General features: G+C 39.0%; 13 protein-coding genes. 7 read left to right on the forward strand and 6 right to left on the reverse strand.

The features are described from left to right. Positions 1-3: 3 nt before the first annotated feature. Positions 4-654: a DUF4159 domain-containing protein gene (locus ACOKFG_RS10010; protein ID WP_299484945.1), complete on the reverse strand. Its 651-nt coding sequence runs from the start codon at positions 652-654 to the stop codon at positions 4-6. Positions 655-693: 39 nt separating this feature from the next. Between ACOKFG_RS10010 and ACOKFG_RS10015 the strand changes: the two genes are divergently transcribed. Further along, positions 694-1,476, forward strand: coding sequence for a DUF1223 domain-containing protein (locus ACOKFG_RS10015; protein WP_422861168.1), 783 nt, complete (start codon positions 694-696; stop codon positions 1,474-1,476). On the opposite strand, the gene ACOKFG_RS10020 is transcribed toward ACOKFG_RS10015, so the two are convergent. From ACOKFG_RS10020 to tsaD, 3 genes are read right to left on the reverse strand one after another with little or no spacing between them, the layout of a single operon-like run. Continuing rightward, complete coding sequence (locus ACOKFG_RS10020) at positions 1,473-2,177, reverse strand: 16S rRNA (uracil(1498)-N(3))-methyltransferase (RefSeq protein ID WP_299484949.1); 705 nt, start codon at positions 2,175-2,177, stop codon at positions 1,473-1,475. The two genes, ACOKFG_RS10015 and ACOKFG_RS10020, sit on opposite strands and share 4 nt — an antisense overlap. Beyond that, positions 2,178-2,507, reverse strand: a complete 330-nt coding sequence (locus tag ACOKFG_RS10025; RefSeq protein WP_299484952.1) for a TfoX/Sxy family protein — start codon at positions 2,505-2,507, stop codon at positions 2,178-2,180. 30 nt (positions 2,508-2,537) lie between these two features. Then, positions 2,538-3,566 (reverse strand): tRNA (adenosine(37)-N6)-threonylcarbamoyltransferase complex transferase subunit TsaD, encoded by a 1,029-nt coding sequence (gene tsaD, locus ACOKFG_RS10030; protein ID WP_298793830.1) that lies wholly within the window; start codon positions 3,564-3,566, stop codon positions 2,538-2,540. Between the two features lie 102 nt (positions 3,567-3,668). On the opposite strand from tsaD, the gene ACOKFG_RS10035 reads away from it, so the two are divergent. The 4 genes from ACOKFG_RS10035 to ACOKFG_RS10050 all read left to right on the forward strand — a co-directional run bounded on the left by ACOKFG_RS10035 (position 3,669) and on the right by ACOKFG_RS10050 (position 11,152). After that, a complete protein-coding gene (locus tag ACOKFG_RS10035) occupies positions 3,669-8,081 on the forward strand; it encodes a translocation/assembly module TamB domain-containing protein (protein WP_422861169.1) in 4,413 nt (1,470 codons plus the stop codon). 140 nt (positions 8,082-8,221) lie between these two features. Then, on the forward strand, positions 8,222-9,208 hold the full coding sequence (pfkA, locus tag ACOKFG_RS10040; protein ID WP_298793832.1) for a 6-phosphofructokinase: 987 nt from the start codon (positions 8,222-8,224) through the stop codon (positions 9,206-9,208). A 20-nt stretch (positions 9,209-9,228) separates the two neighbouring features. After that, entirely contained in the window at positions 9,229-10,230 is a 1,002-nt protein-coding gene (gap, locus tag ACOKFG_RS10045) for a type I glyceraldehyde-3-phosphate dehydrogenase (protein WP_298793833.1), read from the forward strand. A 70-nt stretch (positions 10,231-10,300) separates the two neighbouring features. Further along, positions 10,301-11,152 (forward strand): N-acetylglucosamine kinase, encoded by an 852-nt coding sequence (locus ACOKFG_RS10050; RefSeq protein ID WP_422861170.1) that lies wholly within the window; start codon positions 10,301-10,303, stop codon positions 11,150-11,152. Here ACOKFG_RS10050 and ACOKFG_RS10055 read toward each other — a convergent pair. Both ACOKFG_RS10055 and ACOKFG_RS10060 read right to left on the reverse strand, forming a co-directional pair. After that, entirely contained in the window at positions 11,145-11,525 is a 381-nt protein-coding gene (locus ACOKFG_RS10055) for a RidA family protein (RefSeq protein ID WP_298793835.1), read from the reverse strand. The genes ACOKFG_RS10050 and ACOKFG_RS10055 overlap by 8 nt on opposite strands. A 25-nt stretch (positions 11,526-11,550) precedes the next feature. Further along, positions 11,551-14,193 (reverse strand): putative LPS assembly protein LptD, encoded by a 2,643-nt coding sequence (locus ACOKFG_RS10060; RefSeq protein WP_422861171.1) that lies wholly within the window; start codon positions 14,191-14,193, stop codon positions 11,551-11,553. A gap of 181 nt (positions 14,194-14,374) precedes the next feature. Here ACOKFG_RS10060 and ACOKFG_RS10065 point away from each other — a divergent pair, with 181 nt between their 5' ends. Together ACOKFG_RS10065 and ACOKFG_RS10070 are read left to right on the forward strand one after the other, a co-directional pair. Then, complete coding sequence (locus ACOKFG_RS10065; RefSeq protein WP_422861172.1) at positions 14,375-15,583, forward strand: N-acetylmuramoyl-L-alanine amidase family protein; 1,209 nt, start codon at positions 14,375-14,377, stop codon at positions 15,581-15,583. Between the two features lie 67 nt (positions 15,584-15,650). Next, positions 15,651-16,616, forward strand: a complete 966-nt coding sequence (locus tag ACOKFG_RS10070) for an MlaD family protein (RefSeq protein ID WP_422861173.1) — start codon at positions 15,651-15,653, stop codon at positions 16,614-16,616. The last annotated feature ends 1 nt before the right edge of the window (position 16,617 follow it).

Consider the following 16,617-nt stretch of genomic DNA (forward strand, 5'->3'; position numbering starts at 1 on the left):
ACGTTAACTTTTAAAGGCGTATTCCAAAATGTTGGCGCCCATTTGTAATGCTTTTAATCTGATATCTTCGGGGTCGTTGTGAACGGATGGATCTTCCCAGCCATCTCCAAGGTCACTTTCAAATGTAAACAATAACAACAATCTACCATTATCAAAAATTCCTAAGGCCTGGGGTCTTTTCCCATCATGTTCATGAATTTTTGGCAAACCTTCGGGAAAGGAAAACTGCTGATTGAAAATTGGGTGATCTGCTCCAAGTTCCTCCAACTGTTTTTCGGGGAAGACTTTTTCCAGTTCCCTTATGAGGTATGGCTCCATCCCATAATTATCATCAATATGCAAAAAACCACCTGAAAGCAAATAAGTCCTTAAATTTTCAGCCTCTTCATCTGAAAAAAACACATTACCGTGACCTGTCATATGTAGATATGGATATTGAAAAATAGACACGCTGCCCACCTCCACGGTTTCCGGCTTCTCATCAATCTTGGTACCAATATTACTATTACAAAAAGTTATTAGGTTGGGCAAAGCAGTAGGATTGGAGTACCAATCACCACCACCTCCATATTTTAAAATGGCAATTTGCTGGGCTTGACAGGTAACAATCACAAAAAAAGTTAAAAAACAGCTTAAAACGGTAAGTTGTCTCATATAGGTCCGAATAAGTAAGTAATCAAAAGTACAGTATTCATGCTTAAAAAAATCTTAATCCCATCATTTGCATTTTTTGGAATGTCCCTAATTGCACTTTATGCGGCAAGGGTAGAGGATAGGGCAGTGATAGAAACAAAAGTGGAAAATGAGGTCTATGAACCAGTGGTGGTATTGGAACTTTTCACATCTCAAGGTTGTTCGAGTTGTCCTCCCGCTGACATTTTATTGGATAAGGTAAAAAAGCAGCATCCAGAGGATGTCTTCGCGCTATCATACCATGTAGATTATTGGAATTATATCGGATGGGAAGATCCGTTTAGCAAATCCACTTATACGAAAAAACAAAGGGAGTACAATCAGAAGTTTCGATATAGAAGTAACTATACTCCACAGCTGGTCGTAAATGGCAGGGAACATTTTGTAGGATCCAATGCTGCAAAACTAACTTCCAAAATCACAACGTATAAAGACAGAAAAACTACCAACAATATAACACTCGATGGTATTGTGAAATCAGACTTTGGCATTTCATTCGATTTTAACCTGGAAGGCGATATTAAAGGAAGACAGCTTAGGGCTGTTTTGGTTTTGGATGAACGAACAACTTCGGTTAAAAAAGGTGAAAATAGGAACAGAACCTTAAAGAACAGTAACATCGTAATTGCAGAAAAATATATTCCCTTACAATCATCAAGGGGAAAGTCCTCTATCTCCATACCAAGCATTGCATCGAGGGGCGAAGATTTGACCTTAATTCTGCTTGTTGAGGCTGATAACCTTGATGTTACCGCTGCTGCAAAAGCCTCTATGAAGCTTTAATTGTTGATAATGGAAACCACAGAACAGGCTACTATGGCAGCGGTTTCTGTTCTTAAACGGGTATTGCCCAATGCAACAGGAACAAAACCTTTTTCTATTGCACCAGTGATTTCAGGAACGCTAAAATCTCCTTCGGGTCCTATTAGTATAGTAATGTCTTTATCAGCGGCTATGCGCCTTTTCAATTCCATTTTTTCGCCCTCATCGCAGTGTGCGATGAATTTTAAACCTTTGACTTCTTCATTAAGAAAGTCCTTGTAGGCAATTGGCGGATTCAATTTTGGCAAAAAAGTTTGTAGAGACTGTTTCATCGCTGATTGGACGATACGTTCCATTCGTTCCATTTTAATCGTTTTTCTTTCGGAACGTTCGCAAATTATTGGAGTTATTTCGTCCACACCGATTTCTGTAGCTTTTTCCAAAAACCATTCATAACGGTCATTCATTTTAGTTGGTGCCACGGCCAAATGCAGCTTATAGCGTTTAGGAACGCTCTTATCTTCAGAAATAATCTGGACTTTACATTTTTTAAGGTCCGCTTCAAGAATTTTTGCTTCAAAAAGATAACCCCTTCCATTTGTGATATGCAAAATATCACCTTCTTTCTTTCGAAGAACCTTTAGAATGTGTTTGCTTTCTTCTGCTGAAAAGAAAAATTGCTTAAAACTATTATCGAGTGTAGGATTGTAGAAAAGTTGCATTTATTTCAATTTACTTTTTGCATGCTCCAGACCCAGTTCCATCCATTGATGAAGTTGCTCTTCTGTCTTGAAACCTTCGGGCGACACGAAAATGAATTCTTTCATTGGTTTTCCGGTAAAATCCATAGGCCTTACAAATTCTTGCTGTAATACCTTTTCCATTTTGGAATGGATTACACGGACCATCAAATCGTTTTTAACAGGCCCAACGGTCATTTTTCCTTGATACAGAAAGGCCACACCTCCGAACATTTTCTTTTCGGTAAATTCTTCTGGAAAAAGTGAAGCCGAGCTACGGATTCTTTTCGCTAACTCTTCGTCATATGCCATACTCCAAATTTAAAGGTTAAGGTTCAAAAATCAATTTCCAATGGTATAACGTGCCTTTGCCGCAACCTTTTGGTCTGTGAATTGTCCATCAAGGAACTTTAAATACCCAACAATACCGATCATTCCAGCATTGTCGGTGCAATATGAAAATTTAGGAATGTAAGTTGTCCAACCCATTTTTTCTTCAGCCTCCTTAAGTCGTGCTCTAATTCCAGAATTTGCGGCGACACCACCGCCAATAGCTACTTGTTTTATACCGGTTTGTTGTATGGCAAGTTTTAGCTTATCCATCAAAATTTCCAAAATGGTATACTGAACCGAAGCACAAATGTCTTTAATGTTTTCTGATACAAAGTCTGGATTTTTTCTGGTTTCCCTTTGAATGAAATAAAGGATACTGGTTTTTAATCCGCTAAAACTGAAGTTTAGACCATCTACCTTGGGTTTTGGAAAAGGAAACGCTTTTGGATTTCCCTCCCGAGCATATTTATCCACCAATGGGCCACCAGGATAAGGCAGTCCCATAAGTTTGGCACTTTTATCAAATGCCTCGCCTACGGCATCATCTAAGGTTTCGCCAAGAACCTCCATATCAAAATAGCCATTAACTCGCACGATTTGGGTATGGCCCCCACTAATGGTCAATGCCAAAAATGGAAATTTAGGAGCTGTCATGGTCTCATCCTCAATAAAGTGGGCTAAAATGTGGGCTTCCATGTGATTTACCTCTATTAAGGGAATATCTAGTCCCAAAGCCAAGGATTTGGCAAAAGACGTTCCTACCAACAAGGATCCCATGAGCCCAGGACCTCTGGTGAAAGCTATGGCCGATAGTTGTTTTTTATCGATATTTGCCTTGGCCAAGGCTTGATGTACTACCGGAACAATATTTTGTTGATGTGCCCTAGATGCCAATTCTGGGACAACACCTCCATATTGCTTGTGTATTTCTTGTGTTGCCACAACATTACTCAATACTTTTGTATTGCATAAAACTGCTGCAGAAGTATCGTCACAAGAAGATTCTATTGCAAGAATGTAATTTTTTTCGATTGCCACTGATTTTGGAACAAAAATTGGTCGAGCAAAGGTAAAACATAAAGCCCTATCAGAAAACTTAGGAAAATACTGCTTCGTATACTATTGGCAATTCTGCTGATAATGGTCCTAGGTTCGCTGATTCTTTCCATTCCGGCTGTTCAAACAAAAATGGCCAAGTATGCCACGAAATCCCTGAACGAAGAATTCGGAACAAATATTCAAATAAACCGTTTAGGACTTTCTCTCTTTAATCTAAATGCAGGGATTAAAGGTATTTATGTGGAAGATTATAAAAAGGATACGCTAGTATATATCCGTAAACTTTCCACTTCTATTTTGAACATTCGGAATATGGTGAATGGAAAGATGGAATTTGGAGATATTGATGTTGAGGGGTTGTTCTTTAATTTGAAAACCTACATAGGAGAACGTGACACAAATCTTGATGTCTTTGTCGACAAATTGGATGATGGTAAACCACGGGCACCAGGCACACCTCCATTTTTTATGTCTTCGGATGAAATACAGATTTCCGAAGGAAGGTTTCGGCTTTCAGATGAAAATTTAGAAAATGAAGAAACCCTGAACTTCACCAATATGAAAGTCCAGGCCAGTGATTTTCAGATTTTAGGGCCGGATGTTTCTTTGAATATTGAAGACCTCTCCTTAATGAGTAAAAGGGGCATTGCCTTGGAACAACTCGCCACCAATTTTAAGTATACCAAGACACAAATGCGGTTTGATTCTTTGCGAATAAGGACCAAAGAATCTGAATTGAAGGGAGATATGACCTTTAACTACAACCGGGAAGACTTAGCGGAGTTTGTAGATAGAGTGCAGATTGAGGCAGATTTTGATGAATCTATCATTGCGATGAATGAAGTGAACAGTTTTTACAACGAATTCGGGAAGAACAAACAGGTTTCGCTCTCCGGTAGCTTTAACGGAGTGCTGAATCAGCTTAAAGTAACCGACCTTTTTATACAATCGGAAAACACGGGAATTCGCGGAGATTTTGAGTTTTACAATATGTTGAGCAAAGAAGCTCCTTTCATTATGAGGGCCGATATGAAGAATCTGACCTCAAGTTATTATCAACTTAGATCAATATTGCCCAATATTTTGGGTAAGAACATACCATCCTCCTTTCAAAAATTAGGTCAATTTACCATCCGCGGAGATGCTGAAGTAACTGAAACATCATTAGATGTGCAAATCAATTTGAATACCGATATCGGAAGTAGCTATACTGACCTTCAAATGACCAATATTCATACTATTGACGATGCCTCTTATATCGGTTTTATCTCACTTATCGATTTCAATCTTGGAAATTTTGTTGAGTACGAACAATTGGGATTGGCCACCTTGGATGTAAACGTGGAAGGAAAAGGGTTTATCTCAGAATATTTGAACACTGAAGTAATCGGGGAGGTATACAAATTGGAATACAATAATTATGAATACAATAACCTTCGGGTTTCTGGAATTCTTAAAGATCAACTTTTCGATGGTTCTCTTGTAAGTGGAGATGAGAACTTTAAGTTTGATTTTAAAGGATTGGCCGATTTTGGAGCGGACGAGAACAAATTCAACTTTATAGCGTCGGTGGACCATGCCGACTTAAAACGACTCAATTTTATTAATGATAGTGTTTCCATCTTTAAAGGGAATTTGAACATGGATATTGAAGGAAGCACTTTGGACAATATAATAGGGCAAGTCAGATTTTCGAATACCACCTATCAAAACAAGAATCAGACCTATTATTTTGAAGATTTCGCGGTGGCTTCCTCATTCGACCAGGATACCGTTAGAACTGTCGAGATAAACTCCCCCGATATTATCACGGGATTTGCCAAGGGAAAATTCAAGGTGAACGAACTTGGCCGTTTGGTTCAAAATTCAGTGGGAAGCATATACACTAATTACAAACCCTTCGAAATTTCAGAAGGCCAGGAATTGAACTTCAACTTTAAAATTTACAATAAGATTGTAGATGTTTTCTTCCCAGAGGTAATCTTTGGTCCCAACACTTTCATTCGGGGCAATATCGTCTCTGACGAAGGAGACTTTAAACTCACATTCAAATCCCCAAGTATTGCTGCGTATGGAAACGAGTTTGATAATATTGAACTCAAAATTGACAATAAGAACCCCCTGTTTAACACCTTCGTTTCGGTGGAGGACATGTCAACCATCTATTATGATGTAAAAGACTTTAACCTCATCAACACTACGCTAAAGGATACACTTTTCTTTAGAACGGAGTTCAAAGGAGGTCTAGGTTATGATGACAAATACAACCTAAACTTCTACCATACGTTCAATAAAGAGAACAAATCGGTAATAGGATTGAAAAAATCCGATATCAATTTTAAAGGAAATACCTGGGTTTTAAACAAGGACGCCAACAACAAGAACAAGGTTATCATCAATAGAACCTTGGATAGTATTCGAATCGAAGATGTTGTAATGGACAACGAAAACCGAGAACAAATTCGATTACGTGGAGAGTTGGCCGACTCGACGTACAAAGACTTAGATCTACAGTTCAAGATTGTTTCCTTGAATAAAATTACTCCAGTGATCGATAGTTTGAAGTTGGATGGGTCAGTCGATGGTTTTCTCAATATACTTCAGAAAGATGGAAAATATCTGCCCACCTCAAGTTTGAACGTTTCAGATTTTAGTGTAAATAACAGACGATTAGGGGATTTGGAAATTGGAATATTTGGAAACAATGATCTATCACAGTTTGGGGTAAGTACTTGGTTGAATCAAAATGGGCTCGAAAAAATGAGCATTAATGGAAAGGTGACCAATATCAACAACAAACGTGAGCTTGATTTGGCAGTTAACTTTACTGATTTCGATTTAGAACCTTTTAGTCCATTGGGAGAAGATGTTATTTCCAATATCCGGGGTAGTTTGGGTGGATTTGCCAAAATTACCGGGCCGGTGAATAATCCGTCCATAAACGGGAGTCTGACTTTAAATAATGCTGGGATTGGCATCCCATATCTAAATGTGGATTATGATTTTGCACCATATTCGAGAGTGCGTCTTTTTGATCAAACATTTTACTTTGAGAATATAGAGCTATCAGACGTTGTAGAAAATACTACAGCCACTTTGGATGGAACCATAAATCATACTGGGTTTGGTGATTGGTCATTGGACCTGGATGTGGATACCAAGAATGACCGTTTCATGATTTTGAATACCGGGTTTGATGAGGAGGCATTGTATTATGGTACAGGTTTTATAAATGGAACAGGAAGTATTTATGGGCCTACTGATGCCCTTAATATATCTGTGGATGCGTCCACTGCTCAAGGCACTGCGCTTAAAATCCCGTTAAGTGATGTCACCAGTATTGGAGATTATTCTTTCATCAACTTTATTGAAAAAGGGACCTCAGAATCGTTTAATGAAGAACGAGTACTTCAAGATTATCAAGGTTTAGAAATGGCCTTTGACCTTGTTGTTACGCCAGATGCCGAAGTAGAGATTGTTGTAGATCAGAATACAGGCAGCTCCCTAAAAGGAACGGGAGAAGGAATTCTTTTGATTGAGATCAATACAAATGGTAAGTTTAATATGTACGGAGAGTTTGTCGCCGTTACTGGAGAATATAATTATAGGTTCGGAGGTGTAATCGATAAGAAATTCCAAGTGCGTCCAGGAGGTACTATTCTTTGGGAAAGGGACCCATTGGCTGCACAGCTAAATCTTGAAGCTGTTTATGCATTGAATGCCAACCCTGCACCGCTTTTAGATAATCAAGGTTACACCGGAAGAATACCCACTGAAGTTGTGGTGCGACTTGATGGGGAGTTGGAAAGTCCCACCATCAATTTTGATATTGATTTTCCGGGAGCCAATTCAGTAATTCAATCGGAAATAGAGTACAGGCTTCAAGATCCTACCATAAAAGAAAGAAATGCCTTTTTCTTGTTGGCTCAAGGAACTTTTGTAAACGAGCAAACGGGAATCAACCAACAAGCAGTGACCGGTAACCTGATTCAAACAGCCTCTAGTCTATTAAATCAAATTTTGGCAGGAGAAAACGATAAGTTCAACCTAGGCGTTTCCTATGAGCAAGGCTATAACGACCCTAATGCCGAAATTTTAACCGAAGATAGAATAGGGGTAACTGTTTCTACCCAAATCTCGGATCGGGTTTTGGTCAATGGTAGAGTAGGGGTTCCGGTAGGTGGAGTTTCTGAAACTGTAGTGGCTGGGGATGTAGAAGTTCAGGTTTTATTGAATGAAGAAGGTACACTTAGTGCTAAAATATTTAACCGTGAGAACCAAATCCAGCAATTTTTAGCTGAGAGACAAGGATACACCCAGGGAGTAGGTTTATCGTACCAGGTTGATTTTAATAGCTTTAAAGAATTGATGCAAAGAGTATTCAGAAAAAAGAAAAAAGAAAAAGCCTTACCTGAGCCGGAACAATCCACCGAAATTATGGGAAAAGATAGTTTGATTCGATTTATCCCAAAGAAAAATACCATCAAAAAATAGGCTTTTCAACATTGTGATTTTCACAATTTTTCTACATATTTTTTACGAAAACGTTTGCGAAACACCTTGAAAACAAATTACTTAATAAGTCATTCAATAATTAAATAAAGTTTCCTAGTTTTGGGCTCTTAAAATTTTGAATGGCGAAAGAAATTAAGAAAATAGGGGTGTTTACATCAGGAGGAGATTCCCCTGGAATGAATGCGGGAATTCGCTCTGTTGTGCGTACTTGTGCCTATTTAAATATTGAATGTATTGGTATCTACAGAGGGTATCAAGGAATGATTGAAGGAGACTTTAAAACCTTGGATGCACGTAGTGTAAACAATATTATAAATAAGGGTGGAACAATCTTGAAATCCGCTCGTTGCGAAGAGTTTCGAACCAAAGAGGGTAGAGCTAAGGCGCATGAGCAATTGTTGAAGGAAGGCATTGATGCTTTTGTAGTCATCGGAGGAAATGGAAGCTTTACCGGCGCCCTATTATTCAACGAAGAATACAACTTCCCAATAATGGGTATTCCTGGGACCATTGATAATGATATTTTGGGATCCACCTATACCATTGGTTTTGATACAGCGATTAATACCGTTGTTGAGGTAATCGATAAGATTAGGGATACAGCTAGCTCACATAATCGACTTTTCTTCGTAGAAGTGATGGGCCGGGATGTTGGCCATATTGCGTTAAATGCTGGGGTTGGAGCTGGAGCTGAAGAGATTCTTATACCTGAACAGAACTTGGGACTCGAAAGACTTCTTGATTCACTTAAGCGAAGCAAGAAATCAGGGAAGTCATCTAGTATTGTGATTGTCGCCGAAGGCGATAAAATAGGAAAGAATGTTTTTGAACTTAAAGAATATGTCGAGGAACACCTGCCAATCTACGATGTCAGGGTATCCGTACTTGGGCATATGCAAAGAGGTGGAAACCCGACGTGTTTTGACAGGGTGTTGGCCAGCAGAATGGGCGTAAAAGCAGTAGAAAGTCTCTTGGAAGGAAAATCTAATTATATGGTGGGTATTCGTGACAATAACCTTATTCTCACACCTATAAGCGAAGCAATTAAAGCACATACAGAAGTGGATGAAGAGCTCATTCGAGTTTCTGATATAATGACAACATAACAAAAATTAAATACAGTAAAATGTCAAATTTAAAAATAGGAATTAACGGATTCGGTAGAATAGGAAGATTGGTGTTTAGAGCCACCGTAGAGAGAGATGACGTGGATGTGGTAGCTATCAACGATTTGTTGGATGTAGAGCACCTGAAATATCTTTTGGAGTACGACTCAGTTCATGGAAGATTCAATGGAACTGTAGAGATCAAGGATGGGAATTTGGTAGTAAACGGCAAAACTGTCCGTATTTCAGCCGAGCGTGATCCTAAGAATTTGAAGTGGGATGAAGTAGGAGCGGATATTGTTGCAGAATGTACTGGAATCTTCACTACGTTGGAGACTGCCCAATACCATATAGACGGTGGTGCTAAAAAAGTGGTTATCTCAGCACCTTCCAAAGATGCTCCAATGTTTGTAATGGGAGTAAACCATAATGAAGCAAAAGCATCTGATACTATTGTTTCAAATGCTTCTTGTACCACCAACTGCCTTGCTCCAGTGGCTAAAGTATTGAATGATAAATTCGGTATTGAAGAAGGACTTATGACCACGGTTCATGCTACAACAGCGACACAAATGACGGTTGACGGGCCATCAAGAAAAGATTACAGGGGAGGACGTAGTGCGCTATTGAATATTATTCCAGCATCAACCGGTGCTGCAAAAGCGGTAACCAAGGTTATCCCAGAACTTTTGGGAAAACTTACAGGGATGGCGTTCAGGGTTCCAACTGCTGATGTTTCCGTAGTTGACTTAACGGTAAGACTTGAAAAAGAAACTTCATACGAAGAAATTAAAAAGGCCTTCAAAGATGCTTCCGAAGGAGATTTGAAAGGTATTTTAGGATACACAGAAGAAGCCGTTGTCTCTCAAGATTTTGTTGGAGAGGCCAGAACCAGCGTATTTGATGCAGGAGCTGGAATGGAATTGAATTCCAAATTTTTCAAGATAGTTTCTTGGTATGATAATGAAACAGGGTATTCAAACAAATTAGTTGACTTGGCACAGCACGTAGCAAGTCTATAATTTAGTATCTTACAAATAAATCCTGGAGAGGAAGCCCTTTCTCTCCAGGATCCAACCTAAAACCTGATTTATGATATTGATTGTAGACAGTGGGGCGACCAAATCTGACTGGATTGCACTTAATGATAACGGAGATCAATTATTTCTTACCCAAACGTTGGGATTAAGTCCAGAGGTGCTTACAAGAGAGGTCATCGAAGATCGTCTTGCGAACAATTTTGAGCTTTCAAAAAATAAGGATGAAGTAAATCAGTTATATTTTTACGGTGCCGGATGTGGTACCGATCGCATGAAAAAGTTTCTAAAGGAAATCTTTAAGGACTTTTTTCCAAATGCGAAGGCGGAAGTAAGGGAAGACACTTTTGCTGCTATTTATTCTACTACCCAAATCGGTCATCAAGGAATCGTTTGTATTCTTGGAACAGGATCCAACTGTAGTTATTATGACGGACATCAATTGTTTCAAAAAGTAACCTCATTGGGCTATATTTTGATGGATGATGGAAGCGGTAATTTCTTCGGAAGGAAATTGCTCCGTGACTATTACTTCCACAAAATGCCACAAGATTTGGGCATCAAATTCGCCAAGGAATACAACCTCGAAGCGGATGTGATCAAAGAGCATCTATACAAGCAACCGAATCCAAATACGTATTTAGCCACATTTGCCCGATTTATCATTGAAAATAAGGAACACCCTTATTGCAGAGGTGTTATAGATAAAGGTTTACAACAGTTTGTAAACAACTACATCATGCAGTTTGAACTGGCCACAAAAGTTCCAATAAGTTTTGTAGGCAGTATTGCGTACTTTCTAAGGGAGGAACTTGCTACCGTACTAGAACGCAATGATTTAATCTTAGGTGTGATTCGACAAAGACCGATAGAAGGATTGGTCGAATTCCATAAAAAGACTATTTAATCGCAATCATAGAAATCTCAACGTTGACAAACTTGGGAAGATTTGCTACTTCTACAGTTTCTCTTGCTGGAGCTGTTTCTGCATCAAAATAACTGCCATAGACTTCATTGATTTCAGAAAACTGATGCATATCCTTAATGAAAATGGATGTCTTTATTACGTTCTCAAAGTTCATTCCAGCTTCTTCAAGAATCGCCTTTAAGTTTTCCATGGACTGTTGGGTTTCCTTTTTAATATCTCCCTCAACCAGCGAACCTGTGGAAGGATCTATTGGAATCTGTCCAGAAATGTAAAGCGTGTCTTTGATAAGTACAGCTTGGTTATAAGGTCCAATCGGTGCAGGAGCTTTTGGCGTATTGATTATTTTTTTCATACTGATAAGGTAAGTATTAAATAAACTATCTTCTAAAGGGTTGACTTCGATTTTCCCATTTAAGGTCGCTAAGTAGTGAGCTTTTTATCCCAATAAAAAAGTACCATCGCTCAAATCGACCAAAAGGGGTCCAATCGAAACTGAGACGGAAACTATCCAAATCCCTTTTAAAATTAAATCGTGTATCGGTAAAACCCTTGTTTTTTAAATCGTATCCAGAGTTAAACCCAACTTCCCATTTAGGAGTCAATTGTATATTGCCCGAAAACATCAAGGAATGGTTGGTAATCTCCCGCTGTCTGTTATTGTTGTTATAGGATGCAACATAGGTTAGGCGCATGTCCCAAGGCGTCTTGTTCGCGTAGAGTTCACTTTCGACCTCTTCATCTTCTTTTTTGTCCCTTCCCCTGTCAAAGAATGATTCATCGTCCCTGGCTCCTCTAAGCTCGAATGGATTATCGCCATAGTTTGGATTGTTCGACTCGGAGCCTTGGTCTTTTTTCTGCCCTCCTTTCTTGAACATATCACTATTCAATGAAAAGCCGGTATTTAATCGAGCCGATGTCAGGCGTACCAGTCCACCACCATTATTCACATTAAATGTGTTTATTCGACGTCCATTGTTATCAATGGCATACGGATCAAAACTCGCTGCAAAGTTGATGGGCACGTTCTTAATAATTTCTGTGGCACCACTGAGATTAATTGGACTCAGTTTTAAAGAATCTGCTTCAAAATTATAACTGGCATTCAGGGTAAGATTACTCAAAATACTGACTTTTCTTGGCTCTGTTGCGGTGGAATCCTTGTCACGAACTTTAGCCTCAAGCGTGTTTTGTAGCGAAAAACCTATCGAATTGCTTTTACCCAATGAGGGCCGTCCATAAATACTGGTTTCAAAAGGAGTGTATTGCACATCATCACCATCACCATCCGTATAGGTCTCATAAAACTGCTCAAAGGATGGAGCGTATGAATAACTTATGGAAGGTCGCATCACATGTCTAATGGCCTGTATCTTCCTATCTTCTCCAAAATTTACGGTTCCATAAAGGGTAGTTCCTATGCTGGCCCCTAAATTGTATCGGTTAAAGCGATCAAATCCAGGAATGGTATCTGTTACAACGGCCTGTTCTTCCTCGTCGAACCTACGACTTACAGTTTCGAGAGTCCAAACATCCTCATAACTACCACTTAAAGAGACACTCATGTATTTTGCAACCTTAAAGTTCGTGCTTAATGGAATTCTATGTCTTGCACCAATTCTAGCATCCTCGAACATTTTACTTGTAAAAAAGTCTTCTTCTGTTGTGGTAATACTGTTTTGAGCGTTTAAATCGTATTGGAAATTGATGTTTTGAATAATTCCCTTTTTTATTCCATCCCTTTTCGCAAATGGAAAAATCCGTTCCATACTTGTTTGAAGTGTCGGTAATGACATTTGTATGGCTTGCGTACGTGAGTTTTGGGTGTGCGTCAGCGTTAAACTGGCATTTACTGATGGATATTCTGGAAAGGTCTTCGAATAACTTATCGACGAAGCAAAAGTGTTGGTTTGGGAATTATTTCGGTTTATCTGATTCAGGGAATTGGTAAAGAACTGACTACTACCCAGGTTTACTGATGCCGAAAAACGCGAATTTGGATTGGATTTTGGATCTTGGGTATGCTGTATTCGAATATTATAGTTGCTTGTTCTGCTAAAATCATCAAAACCTTTCTGGCTTTGTATTAAATTTTCATAGTTAAAATTGATATTCCCCCGAAACTTATAGCGTTTGGTGTATATAGATTGTCCTCGAAACCCATAACTACCATTAGTGTAGAAATCTCCGGTGAGACTTAAATCCACATAATCACTAATCGGGAAATAATATCCTCCATTTTGCAAAAAATATCCTCGTTGCGGGTCATTACCAAAAGTTGGGAACAACAATCCAGCGACTCTTCCCGTTGTAAGTGGGAAATATGCAAAAGGTAGGGCGACGGGTGTCGGCACATCCACGATGTAAATGTTACTGAACCCTGCAATAATCTTCTTTTTTGGTACAAATTTGGCCTTACGGACTCTGATATAATAATCCGGGTCGACCGTATCTTTGGAGGTGGTAAGCTTACCTTCGCTTAAAAAATAGACAGAATCATTCTCTTTTTTGGTAACCTCCGCATACACCTTCATAGCATCTGAACCCAACTGGCCCAGTCCGGCTTGTTGCTCTGTTCGGGAGTTCCAAATAAGGGCTTTTTGTGTATCGAAGTTAAATCGGATGGAATCTGGACGCACTTCATTATCCCCCTGCTTGAAAAAGGGCAGCTGAGAATACGTTCCGGTTGAATCCCTAAGTCTACCCGCATACACCTCATTCTTAATGTAGTCCATTACAATGACCCCAGCCTTCAGTTCCGTGTCCTGATAATAAATTTCTGCCTCGTTGTACAAATAAATCTTGTTGTCTCCTTGGCTTAGTTTTACGTAATCTTTTGCTTTATATTTAATTTTATCAAGCAGCAATGGTTGTTTTCCCTGCACAGAATCAACTTGCGAAGAATCACGGGCTATTGAGTCATTTAGAATGTTTGGAGGAAGTAGCGGAGCTGTAATGGTATCTTGGACCACTTTAAGAGGCAAAGGCTTGATTAAATCCTCTTGGGCCGCAAGTTTTGCCATACCGCCAAGTAGAATAAATAGGAATACTAAAAGATGTTTGTTTGCTTGCAACGCGATAAATCCTATTTTTGTGGAAGTTTGGCTCAGTTTTTGGGACCAAACTTACATATATTTTTTGTTCCGATTATTGGGGATTACAATATTTTTAACCTTATAGGAATACCATAATTACACAGTTCTTATGAAAAAAAGTCAGTTAGGTTTTTTAATTTTCATCATCGCAGTCCTACCCCTGACTTCGTTTACCAAAAATGATACCCAAATACCTCCCAAAGACAAATTTGTGGTGGTTTTAGATGCTGGTCATGGCGGCCATGACCCTGGAAACTTGGGAAATGGTCATCTAGAAAAGAACATTGCACTTGCCATTGTACTCAAGGCAGGAGCAGAATTGGAGAAGGATCCAAGTATAAAAGTAATCTATACACGCAAGGATGACTCCTTTGTAGACTTATTTAAACGCGGTGAAATAGCCAATCAGTCCAATGCGGACCTTTTCGTCTCCGTTCATTGTGATTCCCATGGTTCTGATGCACATGGGGCAGGCACTTTTGTATTGGGACTACATAAGAATAAGCAAAACTTTGAAGTTGCCAAAAAGGAAAACTCGGTTATTTATTTAGAGGATAATTATGAGCAAAAATATGCCGAATACGATATTAATTCTCCAGAATCTGTAATCGGACTTACGATTATGCAAGAAGAATTTTTGGAGCATAGTATTATGTTAGGCAAGAAATTACAGGATAATTTCACCAAAAAACTGCGTAGAAAAGATAGAAAGGTAAAACAAGCTGGTTTCATAGTACTTCATCAAACCTTTATGCCCAGTGTATTGGTAGAGGCCGGTTTCTTGACCAACAAGAACGAGGGTTCCTATTTGAATTCCTCAAAAGGGCAGGGCGAAATGGGAAAAGCCATTGCAGATGCCATTATCACCTATAAAAATGATATTGCACAAGGGTTTGAGGCCAATCACACACCGGTTGTTATTGAAGATTCTTCCGGGGCGTTGCATACCACTACTAAACAAGAGCAACAGACACCTAAAAAGGAAGATAAGCCTGCAGTTGCTGATAATGCCAAAGCGTCTTCCGATACAAAAGCAGCCGAACCTAAAAACCCCATTACCAATAATGGTGTAGTTTTTAAAGTACAGTTGATGGCAAGCGCAAAGAATATTTCCCTAAGGGGAGAGAACTTTCGAGGGCTCGACGTCTTATCCAAAGAACCATATAAAAATCTTTATCGATATATGTATGGGAATGCAACCTCATACGATGCTGCTAAGAGACTAAAGTCCAGAGCAGATGCCAAGGGATATACCACATCCTACATCGTTGCGTACAAAAATGGAACTCGTGTTTCGTTGAAAGAAGTCCTTAAATAGGGATACGTTACATAGGTCCTTTGTAAAAAATATTCCTAATTTTGTTAGGAACAGTAAACCAAATTTTTTGAAACTATCAAGGGAAATCAAGACTGGGATTATAGTACTCTCAGGTATTGTAGCATTTATCTTTGGATTAAGTTACCTAAAATCATCCTCCTTATTTGAAGATACGAAGACATTGCACGCGGTCTATGACCACGTTGGGGGCATTCAATCCGGAACACAAGTAACCATCAATGGAGTTGTAGTTGGTAATGTGATTGGGATTAAGATAAAGAATGATAAGTTTCAATCCGTAGTAAAACTTTCCATTGACGACAAGTATAATTTCTCAGTAAATAGTAGTGCTGAAATTTATGATACGGGAATTATTGGAGGCAAGGGTATTCAAATTATACCGGTTTTTGATAACGCTGCAATGGTCAAAACAGGAGATACACTTAAATCGAGTATCAAACCTGGACTTACCGCTTTGGTGCAAGAAAAACTAACACCACTTCAATTAAAAGTTGAAGGGGCTGTTTCTCATGCCGATTCGCTGCTAATTAATGTTAACGATGTGCTTGATGATAGAACAAGAGTTGAACTGAGACAAAGTATTGCGGGGCTGAATGCACTGATAAGCTCTTTCAAATCCAGTGCGGATAAGTTGAACATCCTATTGGAAGCCAACAAAGGCCAATTGGACCGTTCGTTGAAGAATGTTGACAAGATCACGACGAACTTCTCTATGCTTTCAGATTCGTTGGCGAATGCTGGTTTGGCAAAAACTGTTGCTGACTTTCAGAAAACAGTTACCCGATTGAATGGTGTATTAGGTAAAATTGAACAAGGAGAAGGATCTTTGGGTAAGTTGGCGAATGATGAAAAACTTTATGAAAATTTAACCGAGGCTTCAAAACAGCTGGACCTTTTGTTACAAGATTTCAGGCTTAATCCAAAACGCTATGTGAATGTTTCTGTATTTGGAAAAAAGCAAAAAGACTACGAACTTCCAGAAAACGACCCTGCTGAACAAAACCAGAATTAAT

This window comes from Flagellimonas rhodophyticola (genome assembly GCF_049332665.1).
GTDB lineage: Bacteria > Bacteroidota > Bacteroidia > Flavobacteriales > Flavobacteriaceae > Flagellimonas.

Excerpts from the sequence above, each read along its gene's own strand:
- gap (WP_298793833.1), top strand. The coding sequence starts at position 9,229 with ATGTCAAATTTAAAAATAGGAATTAACGGATTCGGTAGAATAGGAAGA.
- ACOKFG_RS10020 (WP_299484949.1), bottom strand. The coding sequence starts at position 2,177 with ATGCAACTTTTCTACAATCCTACACTCGATAATAGTTTTAAGCAATTT.
- ACOKFG_RS10050 (WP_422861170.1), top strand. The coding sequence starts at position 10,301 with ATGATATTGATTGTAGACAGTGGGGCGACCAAATCTGACTGGATTGCA.
- ACOKFG_RS10035 (WP_422861169.1), top strand. The coding sequence starts at position 3,669 with ATGGTCCTAGGTTCGCTGATTCTTTCCATTCCGGCTGTTCAAACAAAA.
- ACOKFG_RS10065 (WP_422861172.1), top strand. The coding sequence starts at position 14,375 with ATGAAAAAAAGTCAGTTAGGTTTTTTAATTTTCATCATCGCAGTCCTA.
- ACOKFG_RS10015 (WP_422861168.1), top strand. The coding sequence starts at position 694 with ATGCTTAAAAAAATCTTAATCCCATCATTTGCATTTTTTGGAATGTCC.
- ACOKFG_RS10055 (WP_298793835.1), bottom strand. The coding sequence starts at position 11,525 with ATGAAAAAAATAATCAATACGCCAAAAGCTCCTGCACCGATTGGACCT.
- ACOKFG_RS10010 (WP_299484945.1), bottom strand. The coding sequence starts at position 654 with ATGAGACAACTTACCGTTTTAAGCTGTTTTTTAACTTTTTTTGTGATT.
- ACOKFG_RS10025 (WP_299484952.1), bottom strand. The coding sequence starts at position 2,507 with ATGGCATATGACGAAGAGTTAGCGAAAAGAATCCGTAGCTCGGCTTCA.
- pfkA (WP_298793832.1), top strand. The coding sequence starts at position 8,222 with ATGGCGAAAGAAATTAAGAAAATAGGGGTGTTTACATCAGGAGGAGAT.
- ACOKFG_RS10060 (WP_422861171.1), bottom strand. The coding sequence starts at position 14,193 with ATGGCAAAACTTGCGGCCCAAGAGGATTTAATCAAGCCTTTGCCTCTT.